Annotated in this window: 16 protein-coding genes and 1 tRNA gene; 11 read left to right on the top strand and 6 right to left on the bottom strand. The window is 65.4% G+C overall.

Annotated elements, in window-relative coordinates:
- The first annotated feature begins 57 nt into the window (after positions 1-57).
- The gene (locus ACVC7O_RS02665) at positions 58-969 is read left to right on the top strand and encodes a hydrogen peroxide-inducible genes activator (RefSeq protein ID WP_458324565.1); all 912 of its coding nucleotides are present in this window, start codon (positions 58-60) and stop codon (positions 967-969) included.
- Between the two features lie 6 nt (positions 970-975).
- On the opposite strand, the gene ACVC7O_RS02660 is transcribed toward ACVC7O_RS02665, so the two are convergent.
- From ACVC7O_RS02660 to ACVC7O_RS02650, 3 genes are read right to left on the bottom strand one after another with little or no spacing between them, the layout of a single operon-like run.
- Entirely contained in the window at positions 976-1,998 is a 1,023-nt protein-coding gene (locus ACVC7O_RS02660; protein ID WP_458324564.1) for an ABC transporter substrate-binding protein, read from the bottom strand.
- Positions 1,968-3,341, bottom strand: coding sequence for a sensor histidine kinase N-terminal domain-containing protein (locus ACVC7O_RS02655; RefSeq protein ID WP_458324563.1), 1,374 nt, complete (start codon positions 3,339-3,341; stop codon positions 1,968-1,970). Before ACVC7O_RS02655 ends, ACVC7O_RS02660 begins: the two co-directional genes overlap by 31 nt.
- The gene (locus tag ACVC7O_RS02650) at positions 3,338-4,006 is read right to left on the bottom strand and encodes a response regulator transcription factor (protein WP_458324562.1); all 669 of its coding nucleotides are present in this window, start codon (positions 4,004-4,006) and stop codon (positions 3,338-3,340) included. The genes ACVC7O_RS02655 and ACVC7O_RS02650 overlap by 4 nt, the downstream gene beginning before the upstream one ends.
- A 106-nt stretch (positions 4,007-4,112) precedes the next feature.
- Here ACVC7O_RS02650 and ACVC7O_RS02645 point away from each other — a divergent pair, with 106 nt between their 5' ends.
- From ACVC7O_RS02645 to ACVC7O_RS02600, 10 genes are all read left to right on the top strand, one after another.
- On the top strand, positions 4,113-5,081 hold the full coding sequence (locus ACVC7O_RS02645) for a Bug family tripartite tricarboxylate transporter substrate binding protein (RefSeq protein WP_458324561.1): 969 nt from the start codon (positions 4,113-4,115) through the stop codon (positions 5,079-5,081).
- Complete coding sequence (locus ACVC7O_RS02640; protein WP_458324560.1) at positions 5,081-5,569, top strand: tripartite tricarboxylate transporter TctB family protein; 489 nt, start codon at positions 5,081-5,083, stop codon at positions 5,567-5,569. Before ACVC7O_RS02645 ends, ACVC7O_RS02640 begins: the two co-directional genes overlap by 1 nt.
- Position 5,570: 1 nt before the next feature.
- Entirely contained in the window at positions 5,571-7,076 is a 1,506-nt protein-coding gene (locus ACVC7O_RS02635; RefSeq protein ID WP_458324559.1) for a tripartite tricarboxylate transporter permease, read from the top strand.
- 121 nt (positions 7,077-7,197) lie between these two features.
- On the top strand, positions 7,198-8,553 hold the full coding sequence (locus tag ACVC7O_RS02630; protein ID WP_458324558.1) for an acyclic terpene utilization AtuA family protein: 1,356 nt from the start codon (positions 7,198-7,200) through the stop codon (positions 8,551-8,553).
- Positions 8,546-8,845, top strand: a complete 300-nt coding sequence (locus tag ACVC7O_RS02625; protein WP_458324557.1) for a DUF4387 family protein — start codon at positions 8,546-8,548, stop codon at positions 8,843-8,845. Before ACVC7O_RS02630 ends, ACVC7O_RS02625 begins: the two co-directional genes overlap by 8 nt.
- 162 nt (positions 8,846-9,007) lie before the next feature.
- The gene (locus ACVC7O_RS02620) at positions 9,008-9,958 is read left to right on the top strand and encodes a glycosyltransferase family 2 protein (protein WP_458324556.1); all 951 of its coding nucleotides are present in this window, start codon (positions 9,008-9,010) and stop codon (positions 9,956-9,958) included.
- Complete coding sequence (locus tag ACVC7O_RS02615; protein ID WP_458324555.1) at positions 9,958-10,344, top strand: GtrA family protein; 387 nt, start codon at positions 9,958-9,960, stop codon at positions 10,342-10,344. Before ACVC7O_RS02620 ends, ACVC7O_RS02615 begins: the two co-directional genes overlap by 1 nt.
- A complete protein-coding gene (locus tag ACVC7O_RS02610) occupies positions 10,341-11,114 on the top strand; it encodes a class I SAM-dependent methyltransferase (RefSeq protein WP_458324554.1) in 774 nt (257 codons plus the stop codon). Before ACVC7O_RS02615 ends, ACVC7O_RS02610 begins: the two co-directional genes overlap by 4 nt.
- Before the next feature lie 19 nt (positions 11,115-11,133).
- Positions 11,134-12,540, top strand: a complete 1,407-nt coding sequence (locus tag ACVC7O_RS02605) for a hypothetical protein (RefSeq protein WP_458324553.1) — start codon at positions 11,134-11,136, stop codon at positions 12,538-12,540.
- 129 nt (positions 12,541-12,669) lie between these two features.
- Positions 12,670-13,641, top strand: coding sequence for an endonuclease/exonuclease/phosphatase family protein (locus tag ACVC7O_RS02600; protein WP_458324552.1), 972 nt, complete (start codon positions 12,670-12,672; stop codon positions 13,639-13,641).
- A 10-nt stretch (positions 13,642-13,651) separates the two neighbouring features.
- Here the strand turns inward: ACVC7O_RS02600 and ACVC7O_RS02595 are convergent.
- The 3 genes from ACVC7O_RS02595 to ACVC7O_RS02585 form a co-directional block, all read right to left on the bottom strand.
- Positions 13,652-13,728 (bottom strand) — tRNA-Arg (locus ACVC7O_RS02595).
- Between the two features lie 42 nt (positions 13,729-13,770).
- A complete protein-coding gene (locus ACVC7O_RS02590) occupies positions 13,771-14,229 on the bottom strand; it encodes a GNAT family N-acetyltransferase (protein ID WP_458324551.1) in 459 nt (152 codons plus the stop codon).
- A complete protein-coding gene (locus ACVC7O_RS02585; protein ID WP_458324550.1) occupies positions 14,229-14,540 on the bottom strand; it encodes an ETC complex I subunit in 312 nt (103 codons plus the stop codon). The genes ACVC7O_RS02590 and ACVC7O_RS02585 overlap by 1 nt, the downstream gene beginning before the upstream one ends.
- Between the last annotated feature and the right edge of the window lie 173 nt (positions 14,541-14,713).

Genomic DNA, 14,713 nt, shown 5'->3' with positions numbered 1-14,713 from the left:
GGGTTGGGTGCCATAAATTCCAATTGAAAAAACTTTTATTAACGATAACTTCAGCCTATGATAAATTTCACCCTCAAACACTTCAGATATTTTGATGCTTTGGCCCGGATTGGTCATTTTGGCCGGGCGGCGGAGGCCTGCTCGATCTCGCAGCCGGCGCTGTCGTCACAGATCAAGGAACTGGAGGCGATGCTGGGCGCGCCGCTGGTCGAACGGGCCGCGCGGCAGATCCGTCTGACCACCCTGGGCGAGGAGTTTCTGCTGCGTGCGCGCAAGGTGCTGACCGATGTGGAGGAGATGTCCGAACTGGCCCGGCTGTCGGACGGGCCGCTGCAGGGCACGCTGCGCATCGGGGTCATTCCAACGGTGGCACCCTATCTTCTGCCTGCGATCATTCAGGAGCTTTCCAAGCGCCTGCCTGACCTGGAGCTGATGCCGCGCGAGTCGATCACCCGCTCGCTGGTCGAGGATTTGCTGCAATCCCGGCTGGATGTGGTTGTCGCCGCCCTGCCCGTCTCGGAGCCCGCCTTGCGGGAATTCGCGCTCTTCGAGGAAGACTTCGTGCTGGTCCGCTCGGCCAGGGATGCGGACCGCCCGGTGCCCAGCCCCGACAAGCTGCAGGAGATGAAGCTCTTGCTGCTCGAAGAGGGCCATTGCTTTCGCGATCAGGCGCTTTCGTTCTGCGACATGCGGCCCTCGGACCCCAGCCTGGTGATGGAGGGCTCCTCGCTGGCAACGCTGGTGCAGATGGTGAGCGCGGGGCTGGGCCTCACGCTGATCCCCGAAATGGCGGTGCCGCTGGAGACGACGGGCGCGCAGCTGTCGATCTCGCGGTTTGCGCGCAACACGCCCAAGCGCACCATCGGGATGGTCTGGCGCAAGACCAATCCGCTGGGCAAGCAGCTGCTGGAGCTGGGCGCGATCATCCGGCAGGTCGGTCAGGCGCAGAATGACGCGCTGAGGCTCTAGCCGCGCTCACTCCTGTTCAATAGAGCCGGTCCAGCTGCGCAGGAAGGTGTCACGGCGCAGCTTGTCGAGAAAGACCAGCAGGCCGGGCCCGAGGCGGATCGGGCGGATCACACTTTCATCCGCGCCCGCGCCATTGACCACCGGCGGCAGGCCGGTTGCCGCGACCAGTTCCGGGCGCAGGCGCATTCCGGCCAGAAAGTCGATCATCAGCCCGGCCGCCTGCGGTGCCTCGGCCGTCTGCGGGATGAGAGCGGTGCGCAGCATCACGGAGACAAAATCATCCATCTCGACGATCACGATCCCCGGCGTGTCCTCCAGCCGCGCCTGCGCGTAGGAGCCCAGCACGTTGTAGGCCAGGGCCAGCTCACCGCGCGCCACCGCATCGATCATCTCGCCCGAGCAGCAATAGAGCCGCGTGTTGAGCCGCCCCATGACCTCCGTGAGCCGCCAGAAGCTCTCGGTGTTGCGTGAATCCTGCGTGGCGAAGAGATAGCCGAGGCCAGAGACGCGCACATCATAGGTGCCGATGCGCCCGTCGAAGACCTGCGGATGGTCACGCAGGAGGGCAATCAGCCCGTCGCGGTTTTTGGGCAGAGGCAGCCGCTCGAAGGTGCGCGCGTTGAGCACCAGCACGGCGGGTTCCTGCGTGAAGGCGAAGATCTGGTCGCGCCACTTGGCCCAGGGTGGCAGCGCGGCGGTGGCGTCCGAGCTGTAGCGTTGCGCGAGCCCGTCATTGGCCAGCTTGGTCTGCAGATCCATCGCCGAGGAGATCGCCAGATCGTAGCGCGCGTTTTCGTCGTATAGCGCCATCATCACCTGCGCGGAGCTTGCCACATCATAGGTGATCGGGATCGGATGCACGGCCTGGAACGCCTCGATGATCGGCTCGAACACATCCGCGTCCGCGGTCGAGAGGATGCGCAATTCAGTGCCGCCCGGCGCCGGATAGCTGCGGCTTTCCTCAAGCTCGAAGGCGCTCGCCAACGTGGCCCAGAGGCTTAGGAGCAGGGCAAGACAAGCGTGACGCATGCGCCGGGGCCTCCTGTGTTGGGCGTGATCTCGAGCCTGCCGCCATGGGCCTCGGCCACGTCGCGCACTATGGTGAGGCCGAGGCCGGAGCCGACCACATCCTCCACATTCGAGCCGCGCGAGAAGCGCTCGGGCATGCGGGCCACGTCTTCTGCGACGAACCCGCGTCCCTGATCGCAGACCTCGAGTCGGCAGTCAGAGCCGGGGATCAGCCGCACGGTGATCTCGGTATCAGCAGGCGAGTATTTGATCGCGTTGTCGAGAATGTTGCGCACCGCATTCTGCAGCAGGATCGCATCGCCCTGCACCCGCAAGTCGGTCGCGGGCAGATCAAGCGTGATCGCTATGTCCTTTAGGTCCGCCGTGGGCGAGAGCCGGTCGACCGCGTCGCGCAGCAGCTCGCCCGGGTCGATCTCGTCGGTTTCCAGCTGGTCCGAGCGCAGGGTGACCATCGCGTGATCAAGCAGTTGACCGGCGGAGCGGGAGCTTTCATCGACGGCGCGGATCATCTGGCGCAGGGCCGCGCGGTTTTCCGGCTTTTCCATCTGCAGATGCACCATCTCGGCCTGCGTGCGCACGGTGGCCAGCGGCGTGCGCACCCGATGCGCAGCCTCGACGATCAGGTCTTCGGAGCGTGTCAGCGCCGCGCGCAGCCGGTCGATGAACCCGTTGAGCCCGCCCACCAGCGGCGTGAGTTCCGTGGGCGTCTCGGCGGTCACAGGGCGCAGGTCGCGCGGGCCGCGGCGACGCACCGCCTCGGCCAGACGGCTCAGCGGCGCCAGCGCGTTCTGGGCCGCGAAGGTGCTGAGCGCGGTGGCGGCGAGGAAGAACACGACGCCGATGGCCGTGGCCGTTGTCGTGATGCGCGAGGAGATCGCGGCGAGGCCCAGCCGCGTCTGCGCCACCACCACCTCGACCCGGTGGATACGCTCGGCGTTCAGCGCGCGGCGCACCACCACCGCGCGCACCGTGTCACCGCGATAGAGATAGGTGGCAAAGCGCGGGTCGCGCCCGGCCCCGCGCGCCTCGGGCACGGGCAGATCGTCATACCCCGTGAGCGTCTCGCCATCGAGGATCACATGGTAGAACACCCGGTCCTCGCTGACCGTGCCCAGCATCGAGAGCGCCGAGTAGGGGATTTCCACCCGCACGACGCCCGCGTCCGTATAGACCGCATCGGCGATGGAAGTGGCGGAGGCGGCGAGGATATTGTCCTGCGTGGCCTCCGTGGCGCGCTCGGCCACCACGCGCAGCGCCAGGAAGAAGACCACCGACAGCAGGGCCGCGACCAGCGCCAGCTGCACCACCAGACGCCGCCGTATGGAACTGGGCGCACCTGTCATTCCCGCCGCACCATGCGGTAGCCGAGGCCGCGCACCGTCTCGATGGTGGCCTGGGTCTCGCTCAGCTTGCGGCGCAACCGGCCCACATAGACCTCGATGGCATTCTCCGAAACATCATCAGCAAAGGAAAACAACCGATCCATCAGGTGCGACTTGGAAAAGATCTGGCCGGGCGCGGCAAAGAAGACCTCCAACAGCCGCATCTCGCGATTGCGCAGCTGTTCGGAACGCCCCCCCGCCGAGATGGTGCCCGCATTCGAATCGAATATGAGCCCCGCGAATTCCTTTTTGTTGTCCGCCGCCCCGCCCAGACGGCGCATAACGGCGCGGGCGCGCGCCTCAAGCTCGGCAAAGTCGAAGGGTTTGGTGATGTAGTCATCGGCCCCGAGATCAAGCAACCCGACCCGGTCCGACACCTCAGACCGCGCGGTCAGCACAATGACAGGCGTCGGATCATCCTGCGCGCGGTGGCGGCGCAGGAACTCGCGCCCGTCGCCATCGGGCAGCATAATATCGAGCAAAATCAGATCGTAAGCGACGGTGCGTGTAGCCAGCTCCGCATCCGCCAGGTTGCCCGCATGGTCCACCACATGCCCATCCACCGCAAAGCGCCCGGTCAGCGCACGGGCCAGGTCGGCGTTGTCTTCGACCAGCAAAAATCTCATTCGGATCGGCTCATTCTTCCAGCGTGACAGGTTCGTGTCAGGTTCCTACAGTCTTTTGACCACATGAAACGAGTGCAAACTCGTCAAGTCAAATGGGAGGAAACCAATGACGAAACGCTTCTTGAAGGCGCTCATGACGGGTGCCGTGTTGTCTGTTGGCGTGGCAAGTGGGGCCACGGCGGCGGAGTGCATCGCGCCTGCGAACCCCGGCGGCGGCTGGGACTTCACCTGCCGTCAGATCGGCAAGATCATGTATGACATCGGCGCGGTGGATCAGCCCGTGCAGGTCACCAACATGCCCGGCGCGGGCGGCGGTCTGGCCTACAACCACGTGGTCTCCGAACGCTCGGATGATGCGGATGTGATCATCGCCGCCTCCTCGGCCACCACCACGCGTCTCGCGCAGAACGCCTATGCCGGTATGACCGCGGATCAGGTCCGCTTTGTCGGCGCCATCGGGGCAGACCCGGGTGTGATCGCCGTGGCGGCAGACAGCGAATACCAGAACCTTGGCGATCTGGTTGAGGCGATCAAGGCCGATCCGGGTTCGGTGGCCTTTGCCGGTGGCTCCGCGGTGGGTGGTTTTGACCACCTCAAGCCCCTGATGATCCTGAAAGAGGCCGGGTTCACCGATATCACGAAGGTGAAATACATCGGTGTCGACGGTGGCGCGGATGCAATCACCCAGACGGTGGGCGGCTTCACCCAAGCCATGACCGGCGACATGTCGGAAATTGTCTCCTTCCTTGCGAATGGCGACATCCGCGTGATCGCGGTGCTGACCGAAGAGCGGGTGCCGGGCTTTGACGACATTCCCACCGCGAAGGAGCAAGGCTTTGACGTGGTCGCGGTGAACTGGCGTGGCCTTTACGTGCCCAAGGACATCTCGGATGAGAAGTTCGACGAGTGGGCCGGCAAGCTGCAACAGGTCGCGGACAGCGATGCCTGGGCGCAAGCGATGATCGACAATGGCCTGGCCCCTTTCACCAAGGTGGGCGGCGACTTCCAAGCCTATGTTGATGGCCTCGTGACCGAGATCAACAGCATGTCGAAAGAGCTTGGGGTCCTGCAGTAATGGCCTCGGACCGGATTTTTGGTCTGGTCTGTCTGATCACGGCGGTCGCGTACATCGCGGCCGCCACCCAGATCCAGACGAACCTCTTCTCGGGTGAATTCCTGCCCAAGCTTTTCCCGCTGATGATCGGCGGCGTGGCGGCGCTCTGCTCGCTCACCATCATGTTCCGGCCAGACCCGGACCCGAACTGGCCGGTCGCGCGCACATGGGGTGCCATGGCGGTGGCGGTGCTGGTACTCTGCATCTACGCGGTGATGATAACGCCTCTGGGCTTCATCCTGCCCACGGCGATTGCAGCGGGCATTCTGAGCTATCAGATTTCGCCCAATGTGAAGCCCGCGATTGCAGCGGGTGTCGGGCTGTCGCTGGGGCTGTTCGTTCTGTTCAAATTCGCATTGGGCTTGGGCAATATCGTCGCCTACAAGGTGCCGACCGCCGCCAAGCTCTGGGATGCGCTCACCATTCTCATTCCATTCGTGGGGCACTGACATGGATATCCTTGCCAATCTTGCGCTCGGGTTTTCCGTGGCGCTCTCGCCCTTCACGCTGTTTCTCGCGGTCTGCGGCTGTTTTCTGGGCACGATCATAGGTGCGCTGCCCGGCCTCGGCCCGTCCAATGGCGTGGCGATCCTGATCCCCATCACCTTCACGCTGGGCCTCGATGCGACTTCGGCGCTAGTGCTAATGACCTCAGTTTACTACGGCGCGATGTACGGCGGGCGGATCTCCTCGATCCTGCTGAACATCCCCGGCGACGAGCCCGCGCTGATGACCACGCTTGACGGCTACCCGATGGCCAAGCAGGGCCGCGCAGGCGACGCGCTGGTGCTCTCCGGCGTCGCCTCCTTCGTCGGTGCCTTGCTGGCAACCGTGGGCCTGATGTTCTTGGCGCCGACGCTGGCGCGGGTGGCCTTCTACTTCGGCCCGGCGGAGTATTTCGCGCTCTATCTCTTGGCCTTCTGCACGCTGGGCGGCATGGCGTCGAACAACCAGGCGAAGGCAGCGCTGGCGGCCTGTATGGGCCTCGGCATCGCGATGATCGGGGTGGACAGCTCCTCCGGACTGCCGCGCCTCACGGGCGGCAACCTGCACCTCTTTGACGGCATCGACTTCCTTGTCGCCATCGTGGGGCTCTTCGCCATCGCAGAAGTCTTCTTCTTCATCGAAAGCCATGGCAAAGGCTCCTCCATCGGCGTGAAACTCGACAAGGTGCGCATCCCTTGGAAGGATATCATGTCCACGAAATGGACCATGCTGCGCGCCTCTGGTGTGGGCTTCATCGCGGGCATCCTGCCGGGTGCGGGCGCCTCGCTGGGCTCCTTCCTCGCCTATATGTCGGAGAAATCCGTGGCCGGTGAGAAAGGCGGGTTCGGTACTGGCGTGCCGAAAGGCGTAGCCGCCCCGGAGGCCGGCAACAACTCCGCCGCCGGTGGCGCGCTGGTGCCTATGTTGACGCTGGGCGTTCCGGGCTCCGGGACTACAGCGGTGCTGCTGGCCCTGCTGATGACACTGAACATCACGCCGGGGCCCACACTCTTCACTGAACGGGCGGATGTGGTCTGGGGGCTTATCGCCTCCCTGCTGATCGCCAATGTGGTGCTCCTGCTGATGAACGTGCCGATGGTGAAGATCTTCGTGAAGATCCTCTCGGTCCCCGCCTGGGTGCTGCTGCCGGGCGTCACGATGATTTCCTTCGTGGGGATCTACTCGCTCTCGGGCAGCTACTTCGATCTGCTGCTGATGGTGGGCTTCGGTGTGCTGGGCTACATCCTGCGTAAGCTCGATGTGCCCACTGTGCCAGTGATCCTGGGGATCCTGCTGGGCGGCAATATGGAAGACGCGCTGCGCCGAGCCATGACGCTGTCGGATGGGGACCCCACCTATCTCTTCTCCAGCCCCATCGCGATTGGGCTCTGGGTGGCGGCCATCGCGGGCTTCGTCGCCCCCATGTTCCTGCGCAACATCCTGAAGAAACCCCAAGCGGTGACGGATTGATGGGCGGCGCAGCCGCCCTGCCCGGCCTTGCCGGGCATTGCCGGGGCGCAGGCGGGCGCGGGCCAAGGCCCGCGCCCGCCTGCGCCCCGGCTCCCCGCGCTCCGCGCCACCGTTCGGTCTCATGACCCGGGTTCTGATCCCCTCTGGCGCTCTTGGCCTGAACTACGACGCCACGGCCCTGTCCCGCGGGATCGCGGCCAGGCCAGATATTATCGCCATCGACGGTGGTTCGACCGACAGCGGGCCCTCCTATCTCGGACAGGGTGTGTCGAAATACGCCCGCGCCTCGACCAAGCTGGAGTGGGCCGGCTTGATGACAGCCCGCGCCGAAGCGGAGGTTCCGCTGGTCATCGGCACCGCAGGCACTTGTGGCGCGGACACGGCCGTGGACTGGATGCTCGACATCACGCGCGAAATCGCCACCGAGCAGGGCACACCGCTCAAGGTCGCGGTTTTGCGGTCCTCGCAAGACCCCGAGCGCATCGCCACAGCCTTCGAAGCGGGCGAGATCACCCCGCTCTCCGGTGCGCCAGAGGTGACGCCGCAGGACATCCGCGCCTGCTCCAACATCGTAGCGCTCGCGGGGGCCGAGCAGATCGCCGCGGCCATTGAGACCGGCGCGGATATCATCCTCGCCGGGCGCACCACCGACACCGCGATCATCGCCGCCCTGCCGCTGATGCGCGGAGATCACACGGGCGGCGCCTGGCACGGCGCCAAGATCGGCGAATGCGGCGCGCTCTGCGCCACGAACCCGCAGTCAGGTGTCATCCTGATCGACTTCGACGATACAGGCTTCACCGTGACGCCGCTGGCCGATGGCGCCCACGCGAGTCCGCACACCGTCTCGGCGCATATGCTCTATGAGAACTCCGATCCGTTCATCCTGCATGAACCCGGCGGCCATCTGGATGTGACCGGCGCCCGCTACACCGCGGTGGACGACACCTCCGTGCGCGTCGAGGGCTCCGAATGGGTGCCCTCTGACCGCTACACGGTCAAGCTCGAAGGCGCGCGGCCCGCGGGCTGTCGAACGGTGCTCATGGCGCTCCTCCGCGATCCCCATTATGTGGCCAACGCTGCCGCCTGGGCCGCGGATATCGTGACCAAATGCAGCGCCAAAGTGCTGGATCGCATGGACATCACGGCGCAAGACTTCACGCTGGAAATCCGGCTTATGGGTCAGTCGGCCAGCTTCGGTACACTGGAAACGCGGGTCAGTGACCCGGTGGAGATCGGCGTCATCGGCATCATCACCGCGCCCACCGAAGACCAGGCCGCCGAGATCGGCAAGCTCTTGAACCCCTACCTGCTGCACCACCCGCTAACACAGGAGGAGGAACAGCCCACCTTCGCCTTCCTCTTTTCGCCGCCCGACATGCACCAGGGCACCGTCTATGAATTCGCACTGCACCACCTGCTGCATCTGGACGACCCGATGGAAGCCTTCCGGCTGGAGGTGATCGACATTGGCTGAGCTCCGCACCCTTGTCAGCAAGGTCCGCAGCAAGAATGCGGGGCCGTTCTGGCTAACCATCGACATCTTCTGCGGCAGCCCCGAGGCCTATGCGCGTGTCGTCGACGACCTGAGCACCCAGCAGATCGCCGCGGTGTTTCAGGCCGACAGCCAGACCGTGAAACGCTTCGACATGCCCGATCTCAACGTGGTTAAATTCTCACTGCCCCGCCCCACGGTGCAAGGCGCGATCGGCGACCGTGACATGCACGGCGCCTCCTGGGCCGCGCTGGTTGGTGAGCTTGATATTTAACGGTTTTTCCCGCCTCGCAGGCCAGATCTGACAACGCTCTGTTTCCAGAACAGGGCACAATCAGGTCGCCGCGCCTCCGCAGTTTCGTGCTGAAATTGCCTTATTCCGACCGCATTGCACCGCTAGATTTCGATGAATTGCGACAGTTGCGGGGCCGCACCAATGCATCTTTCCATCGTCGTTCCATGCATGAACGAGCAGGACGTCATCCCGGCGCTGGTCGACCGGCTGTCGGCTGCGATTGCGCCCTGGCGCAATACGGCGGAGATCGTGCTGGTCGATGACGGCTCGACCGATGGCACCTGGGAAGCCATCCAGGACGCGCGCCTGCGCTGCCCCAACCTCGTGGGCGTCAGGCTCTCGGCCAACCGGGGCCACCAGATCGCGCTGACCGCCGGGCTGGAAGCGGCACAGGGCGAACGGATCATGATGCTCGACGCGGACCTGCAGGACCCGCCCGAGCTGCTGCCCGACATGATGCTGATGATGGACCAGGACTATGACGTGGTCTATGGCCGCCGGATCGAGCGGCAGGGCGAGAGCCTCTTCAAACGCGCCACGGCCTTTGCGTTCTACCGCATCCTCAACACGCTGTCGGATGTGCCGATCCCGCGCGATACCGGGGATTTCCGGCTGGTGAACCGCAAGACGCTGGACGCGGTGCTGGCCATGCCCGAGCGCGCGCGCTTCATCCGGGGCATGTTCGCCTGGGCCGGGTTCCGGCAGATCGGCATTGAATACACCCGCGCCCCGCGCGAAGTGGGCGAGACGAAGTACCCTTTCCGCGCGATGCTGCGCTTTGCCGTGGACGCGATGACGTCCTTCTCGACCAAACCACTGAAACTTGCCACGCGGCTGTCCTTTGCGAGCCTCGGCATCACGGCGCTGATGACGGTCTATGTGGCCTATTCGCTGATCCTCTACCAGACCGCGCCCGGCTGGGCCTCGGTGGTGCTGGCGATCAGCTTTTTCTCAGGCGTGCAACTGCTGACCCTCGGGATCATGGGCGAATACATCGGGCGCCTCTATGTCGAGGCCAAGAACCGCCCGCTCTACTTCGTCAGCGAGGAGCTGCGCGAGACACCTGCCGCCTCCATCCGGAAGTCGGCCTGATGCGGATGGCGCGCTTTGCCCTGATCGGCGGCCTCGTGGCGCTGAGCTATCTGCTGCTCTACCTGGGCTTTCTCGCGCTCGATCTGCCGCGCGGACTGGCCAATGCGCTGGCCTTCGCAAGCGCCATTTGCCTGCAATACGTGGGCCAGGCCGGGTTCACTTTCCGCAAAAGGCTGTTGAACAACGCGCAGATGGCGCGCTTTGGCGTGATGGTGGCCCTCGGTTTCGTGACCTCCGCCGTGATCACCGGCTGGCTCGCGCCGGGGCTCGGCCTGCCGGATTGGGCCGCCGCGGTGATCGTGACCGTGGTGCTGCCGGTGCAGAACTACATCATCATGAGCGCCTGGGTCTTCGCCACACATGAAACGGGAGGGACACCCTCATGAGACATATCTACAGCGGCACATTCTTTGACTACATCGACGCCAGCGCGCGCGCCTCGGCGCAGCGCTTCACCGCGCTGCTCTTCCCGATGCTGCGGCCCACGAGCGTGATCGACCTGGGCTGCGGGCGCGGCGTGTGGTTGGACGAATGGCTGCGGGCGGGTGCGACAGACGTGCTGGGTGCCGATGGCGATTATGTGGACCAGGACGCGCTCGAGATCGACCGGGCGACCTTCCTGCCCGCGGACCTGACCCGGCCGCTGACCCCCGGGCGCCGCTTTGACCTCGCGCAGAGCCTCGAGGTGGGCGAACACCTGCCCGCGAGCGCCGCCGAGACGCTGGTCGACAGCCTGACCGCCGCCTCCGACCGGGTGCTGTTTTCCGCCGCCGTCGTCGGGCAAGGCGGCGAGTTCCATGTGAACGAACGCCCGCTATCCTACTGGCAAGGGCTCTTCGAAGCGCGCGGCTATCGCGCCTATGACTGTGTGCGCCCGCATCTGCAGGACACCCGCGCGGTGGCGCCCTGGTATCGCTACAACGCCGTGCTCTACGTGAATGACGCAGGCCGCGCCGGGCTGCCCGAGGCGGTGCTGCGCCATGCGCTCCCCGACGGCGCCAAGGTAATGAACGGCGGCGATTCCCTGTGGCGCCTGCGCTGCGCGGTGCTCGCCCGCCTGCCGCAGACCACGGTCACCCGCATCGCCCAGATGCGCGCAGCGCTTCTGGCCATGCGGGCGCGCTCTGCGGCCACCCGCGCGCAGGCCTCGGCCTGATCTCATGGCGGTGACCGAGATGACACGGGCGCCCGCGGCCCCGCGGGTTCGGATCCCGCCGGTGTTCTGGATCGCACTGGCCGTGCTCGCGCTCATCTCCCTGCCGAACCTGCGGGATCCGATGATCCGGCACGATGATTTCCCCGCTCTGCTCGGCCATGCGGATCTGTTCTGGAACAAGACGCTGCACGAGGGGCGCTGGCTCAACTACATCTGGCACCTGCGCGGGGTGATCACGCCCGCCTGGCTCAACTTCGCGCTCTACCAGCTCTGCTGGGCGATCTTTGCCACCGCGTTGGCGGTTGCGGCGACGCGCCACGACCGGTCGCTCATCGCTGCCTCGCTCATCGCGGCGCTGATCCTCGTGGCGCCCCCCGCCACGCTGATCTCGCATTGGTTCAACACGCTGCAGCCGGGCCTCGCGCTCGTCGCGCTCTATGGCGTGATCGTCTGCTGCGCGCCGCAACGAACCGCGCGGCTCCTGCTGCCCGTGTTCACCGTGCCGGCCTTCATGGCCTACACGACCTATCCGCTGCTGCTGTTGGCCCTGTGCCTTGTGGCCACCGAGCGGCGCACGCTGGCCGATCTGGCCGGTCTCCTGCTGCTCTTCTGCGCCAGTTTCCTGGCAGCTGTACTGATCACCTATACGCTGAACTGGCACGTGCACGGCATCTTTGGCGTGCCGCTGGCGGATTGGCGCGAAGCCGAACCCGCCGCCGATCTGGCCGGGCTCTGGGCCAACCTCGACTGGGTCCAGACCTCCTTTTCCAAGTTGCTGGCGCGGATCAGCATGGGCTCCTCTGCACTGCTCATGGTTCAGGTCGCGGGCCTGGCCGCTGCGGCCTGGATCATGTTGCGCCGGGCCCCGATGGAGCTGCTCTATCTCTGCGCAGGGCTGGTCACAGGCCTGGCTCTCGTGACGCTGCAGGCCGCCAAACTGGGCGTCTTCGTGCCGCCGCGCGCGATGATCTTCGCCTGGGTCTTCCTGGCGCTCATCTTCATGCGCGGCGCGCAGATGCTCAGTGCCGAGCCGCGCCCGGTCGCGCCCCTGGGGCTGATCGCCTGCGTCGTCATAGTGCTCGCCCATGGCAACACTGCGTACCAGCGCTATGCCGGCTTTCACATGTGGCAAGAGCAGACCCGCGCCGTCGGCACAGAACTTGCCGCCCTGCCCGGCCCCGTCCATGTCTTCGGCCGCGCGATGGAGAGCACCGCCGGGCGCACGGCCTCGATCCAGTCCGACCTCGCGCTCAAGTATCGATTGGAACAGCTCACCGGACATGAGATCATCCTGTGCGATGCCGCCGAGACGCGCTGTGACGCCATGCCCGAGCCGCCCGAGGCCAGCGCCGGCTGGCAGGTGGTGCGGACCCCGACCAGCACGGCGCTGCGCATCCCCAAGGCGGCGGCACCGGCCACACCCTGACGGCGCGGTTGCATCTGGGCCGCGCCCGGTGGCAAATACCGTCATCCTCTTGGAACCATCCTGTGACAGTGTGGTTGATCTCAGGGTGTGCGCGGGGCGCGCCCAAATCGACAAGTGAGCGTGCACCACATGTATTTCGGCCTCACCGTTCTCTTCTGGCTCCTTCTGGCCGCGGTGCTGTTCACCACGCTGGCGCCGCTCACCAACAGCGCGCAGTGGTGGGTGCGCGGCTGGGATTTCCCACGGGTCCATATCGCTGCGGCCGCACTGGCGACAGCGGCGCTGGGGCTCGCGATCACCGGTCTGCCCGCGCGCGGTGCGATGATTGTCCTGATCTGCTGCGCGCTCTACCAGGCCTACCGGGTGATGCCCTACACACCGCTGGCGCAGAAAGAGTTGGCCCTCGTCCCCGAAACGCCCGCCGACCAGCAGGTCTCGGTCCTTGCCGTCAACGTGCTGATGGAGAACACCGATCACGACCGGCTGCGCGCGCTGATCGATCGGGAAGACCCCGATGTGCTCTTCCTGATGGAGACCGATCAGGTGTGGATCGACGCGCTGGAGGACCAGCTTGCCCGCTACGAGACGGTGCTGCGGCATCCGCTGTCCAACTACTATGGCGCCGTCTTTGCCACGCGCCTGCCCACCACCCGCGCCGAGATGGTCTTTCTCAGCGATGACGACACCCCCGCGGTGCTCGCCCAGCTCACCGCGCCCACGGGCGATTTCTTCTTCGTCGGCCTGCACCCGCAGCCCCCGGTGCCGGGCACCGACACCGAAGCGCGTGATGCCCAGATCAAGCGCGCCGCACAGCTGGCCGACCGCACCATCCTGCCAGTGGTGGCGATGGGCGATTTCAACGATGTCGCTTGGTCCTGGACGTCGGAGCGGTTCAAGCGCTATGGCGATTTTCGCGACCCGCGCGTGGGCCGGGGCATGCTGCCCAGCTTTGACGCCAATTCCTGGATCATGCGCTTTCCCATCGACCAGCTCTACCTCACCCAAGGGGTCGAACTGGTGTCCTTCGGGCGGCTGGAACACGTGGGCTCGGACCACTTCCCGATGAAGGCGGTGGTGACGGTGACGGGGCTCGACCCCTAAGTGACAGGTATGGCGATCCCTGAAGGACTCGAACCCTCAACCTGCTGATTAGAAGTCAGCTGCTCTATCCAGTTGAGCTAAGGGACCGCTGCTGTCGTTCATGCCGCAGCGGGGCGAGGCGCGCAAGCCTCAGATCGCGCGCGTCATGAAATGGCTGAGCGGATCGTGGGTATAGCTGCCGAAGGGCGGGCAATCGCTGAACCCCGCACTTTCGTAGAGCCGGCGCGACGCCAGATGCTCGGGGCCAGACCCGGTCTCGAGGCTGAGATGCTGCAGACCTTTCGCCTGCGCCGCGGCGATCAGCGCCTCGAGCAGGGCCCGCGCCACGCCGCGCCCGCGCGCCTCTTCCGCCGTGTGCATGGATTTCACCTCGCCCCAGGTGCCGAAGTCCCGAATGCCGCCCACCGCCAAGAGCACCCCCTCCTCGCGCAAGGCGCATAAGGTGATATCGGGATGTGCCAATTCGTCCTTTGGCAACACATGGCAACTTTCGGGTGGGGTTTGCGCCCGCATCAGCGCAAAGTGCCGGTCGAGCAGTGCGGCGACATCCGGCTCCGTGACCTCGGCGCGCGCGATATCAAACGCCATCAGTGGGTCCAGGCACCACGCCGTCCTGTGGCGAAATTCTCGCCATATCCGCCCGCGCGGATATTGGGACGGCGCTTCTTGGGCTCCTGCACATCCGCCTCGATCCCGTTGTCCTGCGCGTATTCCACCGCCGCTTCTTTGGTCTTGAAGCGCAGACGCACCTGGCTCTGCATGTCATCCGACGAGGTCCAACCCATCAGCGGATCGACCTCGCGCGCCGAAGCCGGCGCAAACTCCAGCACCCAGTTGTGGGTCTTGGCCGTGCCCGACTGCATGGCGGTCTTGGCGGGCTGATAAATCCGGGCGCGCATCGATGACATCCTCACATTGATCCCCTCTATATCAGCATTTTGCGTGCCTTCGGCAAGACGGCAATGCAGGGTATTTGACCAAAGACCGGGCCGCCCTGTGGCGCAACGGCGACAACGCCCCGCGATCCCTTCGCGCGTTAACGTTTCGCTAACCATGTCCTTTCACCCTTGAT

It is taken from the genome of Roseobacter cerffii (genome assembly GCF_054226325.1).
The sequence above is the reverse complement of the archived record's forward strand: the minus strand, read 5'-3'. Positions and strand labels throughout refer to the sequence as shown.

Excerpts from the sequence above, each read along its gene's own strand:
- ACVC7O_RS02635 (WP_458324559.1), top strand. The coding sequence starts at position 5,571 with ATGGATATCCTTGCCAATCTTGCGCTCGGGTTTTCCGTGGCGCTCTCG.
- ACVC7O_RS02655 (WP_458324563.1), bottom strand. The coding sequence starts at position 3,341 with ATGACAGGTGCGCCCAGTTCCATACGGCGGCGTCTGGTGGTGCAGCTG.
- ACVC7O_RS02660 (WP_458324564.1), bottom strand. The coding sequence starts at position 1,998 with ATGCGTCACGCTTGTCTTGCCCTGCTCCTAAGCCTCTGGGCCACGTTG.
- ACVC7O_RS02630 (WP_458324558.1), top strand. The coding sequence starts at position 7,198 with ATGACCCGGGTTCTGATCCCCTCTGGCGCTCTTGGCCTGAACTACGAC.
- ACVC7O_RS02615 (WP_458324555.1), top strand. The coding sequence starts at position 9,958 with ATGCGGATGGCGCGCTTTGCCCTGATCGGCGGCCTCGTGGCGCTGAGC.
- ACVC7O_RS02665 (WP_458324565.1), top strand. The coding sequence starts at position 58 with ATGATAAATTTCACCCTCAAACACTTCAGATATTTTGATGCTTTGGCC.
- ACVC7O_RS02600 (WP_458324552.1), top strand. The coding sequence starts at position 12,670 with ATGTATTTCGGCCTCACCGTTCTCTTCTGGCTCCTTCTGGCCGCGGTG.
- ACVC7O_RS02585 (WP_458324550.1), bottom strand. The coding sequence starts at position 14,540 with ATGCGCGCCCGGATTTATCAGCCCGCCAAGACCGCCATGCAGTCGGGC.
- ACVC7O_RS02650 (WP_458324562.1), bottom strand. The coding sequence starts at position 4,006 with ATGAGATTTTTGCTGGTCGAAGACAACGCCGACCTGGCCCGTGCGCTG.
- ACVC7O_RS02610 (WP_458324554.1), top strand. The coding sequence starts at position 10,341 with ATGAGACATATCTACAGCGGCACATTCTTTGACTACATCGACGCCAGC.
- ACVC7O_RS02605 (WP_458324553.1), top strand. The coding sequence starts at position 11,134 with ATGACACGGGCGCCCGCGGCCCCGCGGGTTCGGATCCCGCCGGTGTTC.
- ACVC7O_RS02590 (WP_458324551.1), bottom strand. The coding sequence starts at position 14,229 with ATGGCGTTTGATATCGCGCGCGCCGAGGTCACGGAGCCGGATGTCGCC.
- ACVC7O_RS02645 (WP_458324561.1), top strand. The coding sequence starts at position 4,113 with ATGACGAAACGCTTCTTGAAGGCGCTCATGACGGGTGCCGTGTTGTCT.
- ACVC7O_RS02640 (WP_458324560.1), top strand. The coding sequence starts at position 5,081 with ATGGCCTCGGACCGGATTTTTGGTCTGGTCTGTCTGATCACGGCGGTC.
- ACVC7O_RS02620 (WP_458324556.1), top strand. The coding sequence starts at position 9,008 with ATGCATCTTTCCATCGTCGTTCCATGCATGAACGAGCAGGACGTCATC.